The organism is Euzebya rosea (assembly GCF_003073135.1).
Taxonomy (GTDB): domain Bacteria; phylum Actinomycetota; class Nitriliruptoria; order Euzebyales; family Euzebyaceae; genus Euzebya; species Euzebya rosea.
In genome coordinates this window covers 405,757-420,240 of record NZ_PGDQ01000005.1, presented here as the reverse complement: position 1 = coordinate 420,240, position 14,484 = coordinate 405,757, and the positions used below count along the sequence as shown (strand labels likewise).

At 70.7% G+C, this 14,484-nt stretch carries 13 protein-coding genes; 4 read left to right on the top strand and 9 right to left on the bottom strand.

The window, feature by feature from the left end; all coding sequences use genetic code 11:
- Positions 1-533: 533 nt before the first annotated feature.
- The 3 genes from CUC05_RS09015 to CUC05_RS09005 are packed head-to-tail and all read right to left on the bottom strand — an operon-like array spanning position 534 to position 3,528.
- Positions 534-929 carry a hypothetical protein gene (locus CUC05_RS09015; RefSeq protein WP_157965389.1) on the bottom strand — a complete coding sequence of 132 codons (396 nt, stop codon included), beginning with the start codon at positions 927-929 and terminating at the stop codon, positions 534-536.
- Complete coding sequence (locus CUC05_RS09010) at positions 926-1,450, bottom strand: hypothetical protein (RefSeq protein ID WP_157965388.1); 525 nt, start codon at positions 1,448-1,450, stop codon at positions 926-928. Before CUC05_RS09010 ends, CUC05_RS09015 begins: the two co-directional genes overlap by 4 nt.
- Positions 1,450-3,528 carry a heavy metal translocating P-type ATPase gene (locus CUC05_RS09005; protein ID WP_170127961.1) on the bottom strand — a complete coding sequence of 693 codons (2,079 nt, stop codon included), beginning with the start codon at positions 3,526-3,528 and terminating at the stop codon, positions 1,450-1,452. The genes CUC05_RS09010 and CUC05_RS09005 overlap by 1 nt, the downstream gene beginning before the upstream one ends.
- A 116-nt stretch (positions 3,529-3,644) precedes the next feature.
- Between CUC05_RS09005 and CUC05_RS09000 the strand changes: the two genes are divergently transcribed.
- From CUC05_RS09000 to CUC05_RS08990, 3 genes are all read left to right on the top strand, one after another.
- Positions 3,645-3,992 (top strand): hypothetical protein, encoded by a 348-nt coding sequence (locus CUC05_RS09000; protein ID WP_157965387.1) that lies wholly within the window; start codon positions 3,645-3,647, stop codon positions 3,990-3,992.
- A 582-nt stretch (positions 3,993-4,574) separates the two neighbouring features.
- The gene (locus CUC05_RS08995; RefSeq protein WP_108665732.1) at positions 4,575-5,432 is read left to right on the top strand and encodes a class I SAM-dependent methyltransferase; all 858 of its coding nucleotides are present in this window, start codon (positions 4,575-4,577) and stop codon (positions 5,430-5,432) included.
- 329 nt (positions 5,433-5,761) lie between these two features.
- Positions 5,762-6,415 carry a hypothetical protein gene (locus tag CUC05_RS08990; RefSeq protein ID WP_108665731.1) on the top strand — a complete coding sequence of 218 codons (654 nt, stop codon included), beginning with the start codon at positions 5,762-5,764 and terminating at the stop codon, positions 6,413-6,415.
- A gap of 189 nt (positions 6,416-6,604) precedes the next feature.
- On the opposite strand, the gene CUC05_RS25560 is transcribed toward CUC05_RS08990, so the two are convergent.
- The 5 genes from CUC05_RS25560 to CUC05_RS08965 form a co-directional block, all read right to left on the bottom strand.
- Entirely contained in the window at positions 6,605-7,258 is a 654-nt protein-coding gene (locus CUC05_RS25560; RefSeq protein ID WP_240606233.1) for an SAM-dependent methyltransferase, read from the bottom strand.
- Between the two features lie 157 nt (positions 7,259-7,415).
- Positions 7,416-7,862, bottom strand: coding sequence for a cupredoxin domain-containing protein (locus tag CUC05_RS08980; RefSeq protein ID WP_170127960.1), 447 nt, complete (start codon positions 7,860-7,862; stop codon positions 7,416-7,418).
- Positions 7,863-8,031: 169 nt separating this feature from the next.
- Entirely contained in the window at positions 8,032-8,571 is a 540-nt protein-coding gene (locus CUC05_RS08975) for a carboxymuconolactone decarboxylase family protein (RefSeq protein ID WP_108665728.1), read from the bottom strand.
- A 57-nt stretch (positions 8,572-8,628) separates the two neighbouring features.
- Complete coding sequence (locus CUC05_RS08970) at positions 8,629-8,976, bottom strand: hypothetical protein (protein ID WP_108665727.1); 348 nt, start codon at positions 8,974-8,976, stop codon at positions 8,629-8,631.
- Positions 8,973-11,072: a heavy metal translocating P-type ATPase gene (locus CUC05_RS08965; protein ID WP_108665726.1), complete on the bottom strand. Its 2,100-nt coding sequence runs from the start codon at positions 11,070-11,072 to the stop codon at positions 8,973-8,975. Before CUC05_RS08965 ends, CUC05_RS08970 begins: the two co-directional genes overlap by 4 nt.
- A gap of 116 nt (positions 11,073-11,188) precedes the next feature.
- Here CUC05_RS08965 and CUC05_RS08960 point away from each other — a divergent pair, with 116 nt between their 5' ends.
- Positions 11,189-11,389 (top strand): hypothetical protein, encoded by a 201-nt coding sequence (locus CUC05_RS08960; RefSeq protein ID WP_108665725.1) that lies wholly within the window; start codon positions 11,189-11,191, stop codon positions 11,387-11,389.
- Between the two features lie 3 nt (positions 11,390-11,392).
- Here the strand turns inward: CUC05_RS08960 and CUC05_RS08955 are convergent, their stop codons facing one another.
- Positions 11,393-14,398, bottom strand: a complete 3,006-nt coding sequence (locus CUC05_RS08955) for an AfsR/SARP family transcriptional regulator (protein ID WP_157965385.1) — start codon at positions 14,396-14,398, stop codon at positions 11,393-11,395.
- Positions 14,399-14,484: the final 86 nt, after the last annotated feature.

The following is a 14,484-nucleotide window of genomic DNA, read 5'->3' as shown; positions in this document are numbered from 1 at the left end:
CTCCTCGTGTCCTGCTGGATCATGACTTGGCTGCTGGCTGATCGCCTACCGAGTGGTGGGGGCGTGGCGACTGGCATCGGATTCCCGGGCTCCGTGGCGTGCGAAGGCGGCGGTTGGCGTCGCCGGACTGTTCGCCCACGTCCGCATCGACCCATCCTGACTTCCTTCCCGTGATCGGTGCACGGGTCGACGTCGTGGCAGTGGCGCCGGCGCTACGGTGTGAAATGCGCTCGCTCGCGATGCAGAAGTGGTGCGAGGTTCTGGTCGGGGATGCTGCCCCTTGCAATGGGCCTGCCACGACAGATGGGACGTCGGTGGGTCTCGCGGACCCAGTCTCACGTATTCCTGATCAGTTGGTTCACCGCCTCGAGGAGCGCGGTACCGATGCCACTCAGAGTCTCTCTCTGTCCCGAATCGGTCCTTCGCCCCGTCGGCGCACTGCTCGAGGCGGTGAACAACGAACTCGTCTTCACACGCGGCGCTTCGGGACCGCCGCCAGCAGATCCGTCCCGCTGCAAAGGCCAACGGCTGCGCTACGTGGGTGTCGAGGCATCCTGCGCCTCGCGCTGGACGATGGCCGCCGCGGCGCTCGTCGCCGCAACGAGGCCCAGCCAGGTGAGGTTTCGGCCGGGCACGAAGTGAGACGAGACGTGTCCGAGGAATACGTCCATCCACGGCTGGTGCGGGATCCCACCGATGAACAACAGGTCGGGCAGCATCGCCACCACGTGCCAGAACAGGATCTGCAGCAGCGGACTGCTCGCAGGACGTCGCGTCCGCAGGGTCCGGGCCGTCATCAGGGACAGTGCCGCGAGTGCACCGACCAGCAGATGGGTGAACCAGTGGAACGCGGCATCGTGACCGGTGTAGGTGGCGTAGAGCGCGGCCTCCGACGCCAGCACCACAACGATCTGTGCCCGTGTGCTCAAGCGTTCCTCACCGCCTCGATCATGGTGTTGATCTCGTCCACCAGGTGCGCCATGTCCGGGTCCAGCGTCCTGTACCGCAGGAGACCATCGGCATCGACGATCGCGTAGCCGACCGGGAAGCCCCCGTCGCGGGGCGTTCGCATCCCGACCTCTCGCGCCAGTCCCCAGGGGTCCGCGACACCCTTCAACCCGGGGCAGCCAGCGCGACCCGCCGCACCCTCGGGTGCCCCGATCGCGAGCACCACGGCGGCACGGGCGATCTCGAGCGCGTCCAGCCACGAGCAGGGCGGCTGGCTCTCACGCGCGAAGACGAACAGGGTCGGCCCGCCGTGGTCCTCCAAGTCGGGAAGGATCGGGGCTGGGGCCGGCAGCGAATCGAGGTCGAGGAGGCCGGGCCGCTGGTGCGCCGGGTCGGGATCGTCCAGCGGATCGACTCGGAGCTGGGTTGCACCCATCATCACGCCCACAACAGCAACGAGGGCCAGCGGCCACCACCACATCAACGGCGACGCATCGTCCATCACAGGTTGGTGATGGGTGCCCTGCGCAGCAGTTGGGCATTGAGAGCGACGATGACGGTCGAAACGCTCATGAAGATCGCGCCGATCGCAATCGGAAGCACGAAGCCGATCGGGGCCAGGATGCCTGCGGCGAGTGGTATGGCGGCCAAGTTGTAGCCGGCAGCCCACCACAGGTTCTGGATCATCTTGCGGTAGGTCGCGGCTGAGAGCTCACGAATTCCGACCACGCCACGGGGGTCGTCTGATGCGAGGACGAGTCCGGCGGATTCGATGGCGACGTCGGTGCCGGCGCCGATGGCGATGCCGACATCTGCCCGCGCCAGGGCCGGGGCGTCGTTCACGCCGTCGCCGACCATCGCGACGCGCTTGCCGTCGTCCTGCAGTTGACGGACTTTCTGCTCCTTGTCCTCGGGCAGCACTTCGGAGAATACGCGATCCAGTCCGAGTTCGTCGCCGACCGCGTCGGCAACCTGCCGGGCGTCCCCGGTGATCATCACCACTTCGACACCGGCGTCCTGCAGCGCCTCGACTGCCGCGCGTGATTCGGGTCGGATTTCGTCTGCCGTTGCGATCGCGCCGATGATCTCGCCGTCGCGCACGACGTGCAGAATCGCAGCGCCATTCGCAGCTGCGCCCCGGGTGCGTTGTTCGAGTCCAGGTGGCGGGCTGAGGCCGCGCTGCCGGAGCAGGCTCGGCCCGCCGACGGCAACCTCGGCACCAGCGACGGTGGCAGTGACTCCACGGCCGGTCATCGAGGCGAAGTCGTTCGCGTCCGGGATGATCAGTCCCTGCTCGTCGGCATGGGTCACGATCGCACGGGCGAGGGGATGTTCCGATGATCGCTCGACTGCGGCGGCGGTTGCCAGGAGATCGTCGGGGTCGATCCCGTGGGCTGGATGGATCTCGGTCACCACGTGGGCACCTCGGGTCAGTGTCCCGGTCTTGTCGAACAACACCGTGTCGACGTCACGCATGGCCTCCAGCGCCATGCGGTCCTTCACGAGTACACCGGCCTTGGCCGACCGCGACGTGGAGATGGCGGTCACCAACGGGATCGCCAACCCCAGCGCGTGGGGGCACGCGATCACGAGGACGGCGACGGTCCGATCCAGCGCCTGGTTGGAGTCGCCGGCGATCAGCCACGCCGTGGCGGTGATGACGGCCGCGGCCAACGCGACATAGAAGAGCATCGCCGCGGCACGGTCGGCGAGCACCTGGGTGCGTGACCGCGACGACTGTGCGTCGGCGACCATCTTCTGGATGCCGGCAAGCGTGGTGTCCTCACCGGTCGCCTCCACCGTGACCTCGATGGCTGATTCCGCCACGACGGTGCCCGCGACGACCCGGTCGCCCTCCCCGCGACTGACGGGGTTGGACTCGCCGGTGATCATGGACTCGTCTATGTCGGCGCTGCCATCTCGGATCGTTCCGTCAGCGGGGATCCGACCGCCGGGCCGGACCAGGACGACATCGCCAGGGGTCAGCTCGGCGGCGCTGACAGTGCGTGTGGATCCGTCGTCAGTGACGAGCTCGGCATCGTCAGGGAGCAGCTCGGCCAACGCTGCGAGGGCGCCCCGGGCCTGACCGACGGCGCGCATCTCCACGAAATGACCAAGGAGCATGATGTCGATCAGGAGCGCCAGCTCCCACCAGATGGCGCGGTCGAACAGGCCCACCCACTGCGCCATCGAGGCCAGATAGGCGACGGAGATCGCGAGGGTGATCAGCAGCATCATCCCGGGTTGTCGCCGCCGGGCCTCTGCGAGACCTCCGGTGAGGAACGGTTGGCCTCCGTACAAGTAGACGATCGTGCCGAGGACGGGCGCTAGGGCCGACGATCCGGCGAAGGTGGGGGCCGTGTAGCCCAGCAGCGACTGGACGGGTTCAGCGAAGACGAGGATCGGAACGGTCAAGACCGTCGACAGCAGCAGCCGGTCGAGGAACATTCGGGCATGGTCACCGTGTCCGCCGTCGTGGCCCTTCTGGGCGTCGTGGGCAGAGTCGCCCGGGCCGCCGCCATGTGGCCGGTGCGATTCGTCGGTGTCGTGGCTGGACCGCGCGTGAGATGTCGATGCCATGTGGGAATCCTCGCTCGAACCTGACCGGTCGATACTCCTGAGGGGTATCCACGACTGTAGGTCGTGCCGCAACCTGCGATACAGTCCCCGTGGTGCGCGTACTCCTGCTCCTCTGCGTGAGCGTCATCGTGGTGACGCAGAGCCTTGGCGTGCTCGTGGCACACAGCCACATCGACGCCGTCGGCGACGGGGGGCAGCACGCCCATTCCTACGTCGCGGATGCCGATGGCCACACCGGGCATCCAGACGACGCCACACCGGCCGACGGCGAGCACCTGAGGGGACAGCCCACCGCGCGCCTGTACGGCCTGGTGCTGCTCCTGGCTCTGGCGTTCGCCGCAGTGATGCGCGGCGAGCGGTCCGCCGATCAGTCAACCGGACCGGTGCTGCACGGCCTCTGGACCGGCCGACTGCAAAGGCGGCAGGCAACGCGACTGGCACTGCTCGCCATCCTCCGGATCTAGAGGACAGCGGGTCGCCCGGCCCGTGTTGCTGCGCCCGCACCCGGCGATCAGCGCGCCCAGGCGTTCATCACGCGACCACCAGTTGTTCGCGTGCACCGTGACCCGCCTCGCTCCACCCGGGTGCGACCCGCGACCACCGGTTCCTGCCGGATGGTCCCACCGAGTCGCGACCAAGGAACGCATCGCCATGACCACCCCCCACCAGAGCCGGCGACCGATGCCGGCCAGCCTCGTGCTGCTCGACCGCCAGCTCGCCGCGCCCGCCGCGGCCCGCTCCGCCCTCACCAGCACCTACAGGACCGAGCCAGTCGGGCCCCCGAAAGCGGCGACCCCACCGACTTCGTCGGTAGCCACCAACGTCCCCAGCGAGACTTCCCCAGTGGCAGCAGAACCGGCACCGCCCGCATCACCGTCAACCACCCCAACCGCACAGGCAGCTGCCTCGGGAGCCACGGAAGCCGCCGTTGGGCCGACTGCACGCTGGGCTGGAGGCGAGCCGGTTCCCCCTCCCGTCATGTGCATGGATATCGCCATGTCTCCCTCCGCCATGGCGCTCACCTCCGTCCTCGTCCGGATGTCGTCATGAGGCGCCTCATCACCGGCCTGGAGCAGCTGTTGCGCAACAGCCCCCTGTGGGTGCCACTGCGCAACCTGACCCGCTACGTCCTGGGACTGCTTGCCCGCACCGGGCTGAACCAGGGTGAGTCCGCCATCATCGATCAGTCGCACGACTACTGGACCCGCGAAGCGCTGGATGCGCCGAACATGTTCCACTGGCGCGGCGAAGAGGGCATCGGCGATGACGCCTTCGACCGGATGGGCGCTCGCAACGCAGCGCGCTTCCAGCGCTTCGCCACTGCGATCGATTTCCCCACGAGCGACCTGACGGTCCTCGAGTGGGGCTGTGGTGGCGGCACCAACCTGCGGGCGCTCGCCCCACACGCCTCGACGCTCTACGGCGTCGACGTCAGCCCGGAATCCCTCGACGAAGCCGAGCGTGAGCTGGCCGAGGTCGGCCCGGCCTTCACCCCGGTCCTGACCACCGTGGCCGACCCCGAGGCAGCCCTCAGCGCCGTAGCCGCCCCACTCGACCTGTTCCTGTGCGTCAACGTCATGGAGCTCATCCCGAGCCCCGAGTACGGCGAGCGCATCCTGCAGATCGCACGGCAGATGCTTCGACCCGGCGGTATGGCGCTGATCCAGATCCGCTACAGGACCGGTCGCGTCCGGACTCGCCCGATGCGCGCCTTCTACCGTCTGGATCCCGCAGCCGTCACCACATACGGCATCGACGAGTTCTGGACCCTGTGCCAGGCGAACGGCCTGACCCCGCACCTGTTGACCCTCGAACCCGCCGAGGAGGTCATCGGCGACCGCTACGCCTACTACGCGCTCACCGCCACCGACCGACCGATGGGCCGAACGGGGGCATCGTCGTGAGCGCCCTCCAGCAGCTGCCGCTCCGGCCTGGCGATCTCGTTGCGGTCAGATCTGCCGAGGACATCATCGCGACCCTTGATGCTGACGGACGGCTTGACGGACTTCCCTTCATGCCGGAAATGCTCGCCTTCTGCGGGCAAACCATGCGCGTGCACAAGACGGCGAAGGTGACCTGCGACGGCCGGGCTGACCTCCGCGAGATGGATGACGCCGTGTTCCTCTCGGGCGTTCGATGTGACGGGTCTGCTCACGGCGGATGCCAGGCACGATGCCTCATTCATTGGAAGGCAGCGTGGCTGGAACGTCTCGACCCCGATGGTGTCCGGGCGTTGCCGGGCAGCGGCGGCCAGCTGACGCCGGTACAGCGCGAGCAGCTCCTGCCCCTTGTCGCCCCGACGAGACACGACCCCGACGATGCAAGCCCGGCCTTCCTGTGCCAGGCCACCGAGATCCTCGATGCGACACGCCCGCTGCCGTTCACCCGCCTGGCGCAGTACCCGCACCACGTGCGGAACTGGGGGCTGCGCCGCCTCGTGAAGGTCATGCTCGTCGCACTGCTCAACAAGTACCAGGTCCTCAGCCGCCGACTCCCACGACGACTCCAGGTCAAGGACGGCGCGACCTTCCCGGCCATGCACGGCTCCCTTCGGGAGACACCCCCTTCCCCGTTCGAGCTGCAACCCGGCGACCGGGTTCGGATCAAGAGCCGAGAGGAGATCGAGGCGACCCTGGACGCCAACAACGCCAACCGCGGCCTGATCTTCGATGTCGAGGAACTCCGCTTCTGTGGACAGGAAGCCACCGTGCTGCAACGCGTCGATCGAATCATCGACGAGCGCACCGGCAGGATGATCGACTTCAACTCCGACGCCTACGTCCTGGACGGCATCGTCTGCCCCGGCGACTACCATCGCCTCTGCGCCCGGGGCATCTACTCCTACTGGCGGGCCGTGTGGCTGGAGAAGCTTCCACCAAGACCGTAGAACGCGCGAGATCGCGCGCCGACATCCAGACTCTCGACGGTGTGGCGGACAGGGCGATGCACCTCGGGCAACCGCCAACGGATCAGCCGGTTCCCACGCTCGTTGTGGCCTGTCCGCCTCCGTGCCGCAGGCCATGCGAAGTCCGTGCTCCTGCGCATCGACACGGTCGTTCCCGTCGTCGAGATTCGGCTACTGGAGTTCGTGGCGGAAGATGGCGATCCTGGTGTCGTCGCGGCCGGGCCACCCATTGGATGTTCGAACCCGACGAAATCCGCCGGCGTCGACGATGACCTGTTCGTACTTCGGATTGGCGTAGATGATGGTGACCTCGCGCGGGGTGCGGAGGATGGACTCCCTGAGGCTGTCGAGCACCGCAGACAGGATGTCGGGTCCGAATGGGTTGAACAGGTACACGAACGTGACGTCGTCGGGGACGGGATGGGTCCGCAGGTCTGCCGTCACCAGCTCGATCTGCCCCGCCCGACGGGCCGTACCCAGGCGTCGGACGTTCTCCTCCGCGACCGCGGCCAGCGCGGGATCGATCTCCACACCCAGCACGCGCTGGAACCGAAACTGCCGTGCCACCTGGCAGACGACACGGCCCATCCCGGAACCCAGGTCGATGAAGACGTCGTCGGGACGGACCCGAAGTCCCCGAAAGGCCCGCCGGACGAAGAACCACCCCGATGGATGATAGGGCCGACGGCCAACCGCCTCCCCAGCGGACCCTCTCGCGGCGGTGGCTGAGGTATCGGCCTGCCCACGTTCGAAGAGCAGGTGGCACACCCGCACTCCCACGATCCGGGCGGCGCCAACGACGGTCGTGAGCAACCCGTCCTCCATCCGTTCCGCACCACCCCAGCCACCGAACCACCGTCGGTCACCAGTTCGCTCCGTCATCCCGGGACGAGTCTAGTCACTGTCCTACCCGCGACCCTTTCACTCCCGTTCGACACCCTCCATGGGGGTGTCAGACGCCGAGTGGGCGAAGGGACGACCCTCAGGTCGGCTGGATGGTGATCACCATCCCGGAGGCGTAGTGGCCGGGCTGGTGGCAGCCGATGAGGGTGCCGTCGGGGCCGCCGGTCACGAGCAGTTCGGCGTCCTCGCCGGGCTGGACGGTCACACCTTCGGCGTCGGAGTCGTCCGTCCCGTGGTCCATGTCGGCCATCTCGGCCATTTCCTCCTCGTGGGCGTCCTGGGCGGCTTCGTCCCCGGCGAACGCGTCGTGGGTGATGGTGCCCTCGTTGGTGAACTGCAGGCGGACGGTCTCACCGTCGGCCACGGTGACGGTGTTCGGTTCGAAGGCGATGTCGCGCATCGTCACTTCGATGGTTCGGGTTGCTGCGGAGTCGTCATCGCCTGGAGGTGCGGTGCTGCATGCGGTGGTGAGGAGGGCGAGGACGGCGAGGGCCGCCCGGAGGAGGCGGTGGTGGGTGGTGGGCATGGTGATCATTCTCCGTCGACGGTGCGAGGTCGGAGCGAGTTGGCGTCGATGGACAGGATCGAGACCGCCCACGCGCGGTTCCCCGAGGGGGCTGGCGGCTTGCCGGGACCGGTGCTGGCGGTCGCAGGGGAGCGACCGATGCGAAGCCCTGGGGGCAGCGCGAGGCCAGTCAGTTCAACGGCTCGAGCCCGGCCACCAGGTTGAACGATCCGGTGAGCACGTTCAGTGCGACCAAGGCGACGATGTCGAGGATGTCGCGGTCGGTCAGCCCCAGCGCACGGAGCCGGGCGACGTCGTCGTCGGTGGTCGAGGCCGGGTCGACGTGGACCTGCCAGCCGAAGGCGACGACCTGCGCGAGCCGGGGGTCTGCAGAGGTTCCCTGCTTCGCCAGTGCGATCTCGGCCTCGTCGATCCCAAGGCCACGCGCGGCGTCGGTGTGGGCGGCGAGGCACAGCGCGCAGTCGAGGTTGGACTGCACCGCCAGCGAGATTCGTTCGGTGAGCGTGCGGGGCAGGCGGCTGCGGCCCATCGCGCGGGAGAGCTCGTGGTAGCCGACCAGAGTCGACGGGGACCCGGCCATGGTGGACACCATCGCCCCCACGGGGCCGCTGCGGGACTCCATCTGGGCCAGGCGCTCCGCCACGCCTCCACTGGTGGTGGCGGAGGAGTGGCGGGCGAAGCGGGCGGCGGTGGTGGGGACGGTGGACATGCGGGTGCTCCTTGGGGCGGCGGGCGGGGACGTTGTCGGGATATGGGTCGGTAAGGGTCACGGGTTCCAGCCCAGCACCGCCGCCCCGAGGGTCAGGAACGCGTACCAGACGAGGAGTGCCTGCAGTGCCACGAGCGGGACCAGACGGGGGCGGCGATGGCTGATCCGGGCGGCCAGCAGCGCGTGGGCGGTCCACAGCGCATGGACCACCAGGACGGCCCAGCCGGGGGCGATCAGACCGGATGCGGAGAATGGGAAGAGCCAGATGCCGATCAGGGCGGTCCAGCCGAGGCCGGCAAGCGCCCGGTCGAGGAGGACGGCGCTCCGTGACCGCGGCGCGTTGCCACCGAACCAGAGCGGCGGCCACGGGCGTGGGGTTGGGGCGACGGGCGGGGCGTGTGTCACCGCTGCCCGCCGGGGGCCAAGTCGATGCGGCGAAGCAGCTGGGCGTTGGCCGCCACGACGATGGTGGACAGGCTCATCAACGTCGCCCCGACCGCCATCGGCAGGACGAACCCGGCGAAGGCAAGGACGCCTGCGGCGAGCGGGATGGCGAGCAGGTTGTATCCGGCGGCCCACCACAGGTTCTGGATCATCTTGCGGTAGCTGGCCGCTGACAGGCGTCGCACGCCCAGGACCCCACGCGGGTCGTCGGATGCCAGTACGACGCCGGCGGACTCGATGGCGACGTCGGTGCCGGCACCGATGGCGATGCCGACGTCGGCGCGTGCCAGCGCGGGTGCGTCGTTGACGCCGTCGCCGACCATGGCCACCACATGGCCGCGGGCCTGGAGCGCCGCGACTGCGGCGTCCTTGTCGGCAGGCAGCACCTCGGCGAAGACCTCGGTGAGGCCCAGCTCGTCGGCGACCGCCTCGGCCACCTGTCGGGCGTCGCCGGTGATCATGCCGACGGTGATGCCGAGGCGCTGCAGTTCGGCGACCGCCTCGCGGCTCTCCGGACGGATCTCGTCCTCCAGGGCCAGGCTGCCGACGATCGCGCCGTCGCGGATGACGTGGAGCACGGCGGAGCCGCGTCGCTCCCACCGGCTGATCTGTCCGGCGAGCGCCTCGGGGATCGCGACGTCCAGCTCGCGCAGCAGCGCCGGCCCGCCGACGGCGACGGTGGCCCCGGCGACCTCGGCACGGACACCTCGGCCGGCGAGCGGCCGGAAGCCGGTTGCCGTCGGTGCGCGAAGGCCTTGCGTGGCCGCCGCGGCGATGATGGCGCGGGCGAGGGGATGCTCGCTGTCGGCCTCCACCGCGGCGGCCAGGGCCAGGATCTCCTCGTCGTCACCGCTGGTCGATGCGACGCCCGCCACGGTGTGCGCGCCGCGCGTCAGCGTGCCGGTCTTGTCGAACAGCACCGCGTCGACGGTGCGCATCTGCTCCAGCGCCAGCCGGTCCTTGACCAGGATGCCGCTGCGGGCGGACTTGGCGGTCGAGATCGACGTCACCAGGGGGATGGCAAGGCCCAGCGCGTGCGGGCAGGCGATGATCAGGACCGTGACGGCCCGTGTGAGCGCGTTGGCCGGCTGGCCGAGCATGGTCCAGACCAGCAGGGTGAGGGCACCGCTGGCCAGCGCGACGTAGAAGAGCAGCGCGGCGGCCCGGTCGGCGAGGACCTGGGTCCTGGAGCGGGACAGCTCCGCCTCCGCGACCAGGCGTTGGATGCCGGCCAGGGCCGTGTCGGCGCCGACCGCGTCGACCCGCAGACGGAGCGCGCCGTCCGTGGCGACGCTGCCGGCCACGACGCGGTCGCCCTCGCCGCGCGCGACGGGGTTGGACTCACCGGTCAGCATCGACTCGTCGATGTCGGCGGTGCCGGAGACGATGGTGCCGTCCACGGGGATGCGACCGCCGGGGCGGACCAGGACGACGTCGGCGATCCGCAGGTCGGCGACCGCGACGCGGGTGGTGCTGCCGTCCGCCGACACGCGTTCGGCGTCGTCGGGGAGGAGCTCGGCGAGGGCGGCGAGCGCGCCGCGGGCCTGGCCGATCGCCCGCATCTCCAGCCAGTGGCCGAGGAGCATGATGACGATGAGGAGCGACAGCTCCCACCAGACCTCGACGGAGAACCATCCGAGGCTCGCGGCCATGCTCGAGCCGAACGCGACGGTGATCGCCATCGAGATCAGCAGCATCATCCCGGGTGTGCGCTCGCGGGCCTCGGCGATCCCACCGGTCAGGAACGGCCAGCCGCCGTAGACGAAGACCAGCGTGCCGAGCACGGGGGAGACCAGCTCGTCGAAGGTGAAGTGGGGGAAGGAGTAGCCGAACCACATCTGGAGGTTGTGGCTCATGGCCACGACCGGGATCGCCAGCAGCAGGGAGAACCAGAAGCGGTCGCGGAACAGCGCGGCGTGGTCGCCGTGACCACCGTGCCCGCCGTGCCCGCCGTGCCCGTCGTGGTCGGGGGTGTGGGTGACGGTCAGGTCGGCGGGGGCGAGGCCGTGGCGGGCCGGGTCGCGGTGGACAGGATCGGGGGTGGTGGTGGTGCGCATGAGGGCAGCCTGCGGTGCCCCGCCGTCCAGCGACTGTCCAGCCGCCGTCCACGCCGCCGGGCTGCGCTGCCCAAGCCGACAGCGTCCGGACATCCGCACGCGGCATCGTCGGCGTCATGGACGACCTCGAGCTGATCGTCGTCGGTGTCGACGACCGCGAATCCCTCCGTCGTGTCAGCGCATGCATCCGCGACGTCGAGGGCGTCGTCACGCTGCTGGTCGACGTCCGGACGGGCCGGGTCTGCATCGGCGGCACCGCCACCCGCGACGCGGTCTGCCGGGCGATCCTCGAGGCGGGCTTCCGCACCGAGCCGTGACCCTCAGGCGCAGTCCGCGCACTCCTCGACGTCGCGCAACTGCACGGCCGGCGCCGGCAGCCGGTGCAGCCGTCGCAGGGAGGAGGCCCGTGCCAGCATGGCGCTGCAGCGCGGACCCTCACCGTCGCGCGCCGCGACCCGCGCGAGCTGCTCGCAGGATGCAGCCGTGACCCCCATGTCGGCGTGCCGCTCCCCGGCGTCGAGCGCCGCCAGCAGGACCCCGGTCACCTCGCCCGGGTCTGCCGCGCCGTCGTCCAGCAGCGCGGCGCCGAGCCCCACCCGCGCGGCGGCTGCCGTGATCTCGACGCCCGCGGCGTCCAGGTGCGCGATCGCCTCGCGGTAGCGGGCCTCCGCGGCTGGGCGGTCGCCCCGCAGCCGGGCAGCGGTGCCGCGGCCGAGCGCGATCAGCCCGTCGGAGGTCGCATCCGGGACCTGCGCGGCGACCTGCTCGGCCTCCGACAGCTTGCGCTCCGCCGTGACGGGGTCCCCACGGTGCAGCGCCGACTCGCCGAGCTCGACGAGCGCGCGCAGGAGGTTGTTCGGCAGGCCGCACTCGGTGGCCACCGACACGACCTCCGACAGGAACCGCTCGGCCTCCTCAATCCGGCCCGCAAGACGCATCGCCATGCCGAGGTGCAGCCGCACCGCCGAACGCCCCCAGGCGTCGTCCAGCCGATCGAAGGCCGTGGCGGCGCGCACACCCAGCTCGATCGCGAGACCCAGGTCCCCCGCGTGCAGCCGCAACTCCATCTCGACGAAGTCGGCCAGCGCCGACCCCCAGGCGTCGCCCACGGCGTCCAGGCGGGCACGCGCCGCCGCGACCTCGGCCACGGACGGCAGCGGATCGGCGGCGACGACCCCCTCGACGGCGGCGAGCAACGCCGAGACGGCCGCGGGACCAACCAGGCCGAGGTCCTCGAGGAGTGCGCGGCTCTCCCGCGCGGCCGCCGCGGCGTCCGCGTGGGGGTGCACGATGCAGCCGGCGGGGCGCAGGACCAGCGACAGCGACTGCAGCGCCCGCGCGCGTGCCTGCGATGGGCGCGGCGGCGCGGCGGCGAGCATGGTGGCCAGCCGCCCTCGCCCGTCCGCCTGTCGGCCGACGTACCAGTACCAGCCGAGCGAGGCGGTCAGCCGCAGCCCGAGGTCGGCCTCGTGCTCGGCGTGCGACTCCGCCCAGTCCAGAGCGGCCCGCAGGTTCGCCTCCTCCCCGCGCAGCAGCAGCAGCCAGCGCCGCTGGTCGGGACCCCGCAGTCCCGGCTCGGCCTCCTCGGCGAACCGGGTGAAGAAGTCCGCGTGGCGTCGGCCGGTGCGCTCGACGTCGTCGGGATCGGCACGGTGCCGCTCGGCGGCGTACAGCCGGACGGTCTGCAGCAGGTCGAACCGGCCGTCGTCGGTGAGGGCGACCATCGACTGCGCCACGAGTCGGTCGAGGAGGTCGAGGACCACGACCCCGGGTTCGGCGCACACGTCCTCGGCCGCCTCCACGGTCCAGCCACCGGCGAAGACGGACAGCCGACGCACCAGCCGTTGCGCACCGTCCGACAGCAGGTCGTAGCTCCAGTCGATGACCGCCCGCAGCGTCTGGTGACGACCCTCCGCGGTCCGCGGTCCTGCGGTGAGGACGCCGAAGCGGTCGTCCAGCCGTGCGAGCAGCTGCTGCGGGGGCAGCACGCCGACGCGCGCGGCCGCGAGCTCGATCGCAAGGGGCACGCCGTCCAGACGTTCGCAGATCCGGGCCACCACCGGATCGTCCTCCGCGATGCGCAGCCCGGGGCGCACCGCGTGGGCGCGGGCGACGAAGAGCCTGGAGCCGTCGGCCGGGGGCAGCGGCGGCAGCGGCACCTGCACCTCCCCGTGCACGCCGAGCGCCTCACGGCTGGTGGCGAGGACGCGGACGCCTTCGCCGGCGCCCAGCAGGTCCTCGACCACGTGCGCACACGCGTCGATGAGGTGCTCGCAGTTGTCGAGCAGCAGCAGGGCCTGGCGCTCGTGCAGCCAACGGCGGACGTGGGTGGACGGATCGGCGCTGGGCCCGACGTCGAGGCCGATCGCCCGCGCGATCGCGGCCGGGATGGCGGCGCCGTCGGCCACCTCGGCGAGGCGCACCAGCCAGCAGCCGTCGCGGTGGGCGCTGGTCAGATCGCGCGCGAGCGCCAGCGCAATGGTGGTCTTGCCCGCACCTCCGGGACCGGTGACCGTGACGACGCGGTGCTCAGCGAGCGCCTCGCGCAGCTGGTCCAGCTCGACCTGACGTCCGATCAGCTCCTGCAGCGGCGCACCGATGTTGCCGGTGCTCGTCTGCACGGCGGCCGGCGGCGCGAGCGCGGGGTCGTCGGCCAGGATCTGGCCCTGCAGCTGCCGGAGTCCGGCCGATGGCGGGAGACCGTAGCGCTCGTCGAGCACGCGGTAGCCCTCCTGGTAGATCTCCAGCGCCTCGGCGGTCCGGCCGCTGCGGTGCAGGGCGAGCATCAGCTGGCCGCGGAGCCGCTCCCGTAACGGATGCGCCACGAGCAACGCCTGTGCGTCGCCGATGACCTGCTCGTGGCCACCTGCGGCGAGGCGCTGCTCCAGCAGTTCCTCGTGCGCGTGCGCGTGCAGCTCCAGCAGCCGGGCGCTCTCGGCCCGCGCCCAGTCCAGCTCGATCATCTCCTCCAACGGGTCTCCACGCCACAGCGCCAGCGCGTCGGCGAACCGCCGGGCTGCCACGAGCCGCTCGAACGACACGAGGTCGACCTGGACCCCGTCGGCGAGGCGGTAGCCGGGCGGCTCGTGGACCACGGCCCCCGGCAGCGCCCGACGCAGCTTGGAGACGCGCACCTGCAGCGCGTTGGCCGGATCGGCAGGCAGCCTCGCCCCCCACAACCCGTCGATCAAGCGGTCGGCGCTGAGCGCGCGTCCTCCGGCCGTCGCCAGCATCGCCAGCAGGCTCCGCTCCGCCAGCGGCAGGGGGATCGGCGGGGAGTCGGGGTGGAGCCGCACCGTGAGCGGGCCGAGCACATCGATCTGCACCACGCCCTCCTCGCATGGACGGTCCCCACGGGCAGCTGTGGGGAGAGGAGCCTAGTCGCTGATTCCCGTCCTGCCTCGCGTCGGAG

Coding starts and splice junctions, on each gene's coding strand:
- CUC05_RS09010 (WP_157965388.1), bottom strand. CDS start 1,450: ATGGACGATGCGTCGCCGTTGATGTGGTGGTGGCCGCTGGCCCTCGTT.
- CUC05_RS09005 (WP_170127961.1), bottom strand. CDS start 3,528: ATGGCATCGACATCTCACGCGCGGTCCAGCCACGACACCGACGAATCG.
- CUC05_RS08995 (WP_108665732.1), top strand. CDS start 4,575: ATGAGGCGCCTCATCACCGGCCTGGAGCAGCTGTTGCGCAACAGCCCC.
- CUC05_RS25560 (WP_240606233.1), bottom strand. CDS start 7,258: ATGGAGGACGGGTTGCTCACGACCGTCGTTGGCGCCGCCCGGATCGTG.
- CUC05_RS08980 (WP_170127960.1), bottom strand. CDS start 7,862: ATGCCCACCACCCACCACCGCCTCCTCCGGGCGGCCCTCGCCGTCCTC.
- CUC05_RS08975 (WP_108665728.1), bottom strand. CDS start 8,571: ATGTCCACCGTCCCCACCACCGCCGCCCGCTTCGCCCGCCACTCCTCC.
- CUC05_RS08965 (WP_108665726.1), bottom strand. CDS start 11,072: ATGCGCACCACCACCACCCCCGATCCTGTCCACCGCGACCCGGCCCGC.
- CUC05_RS08960 (WP_108665725.1), top strand. CDS start 11,189: ATGGACGACCTCGAGCTGATCGTCGTCGGTGTCGACGACCGCGAATCC.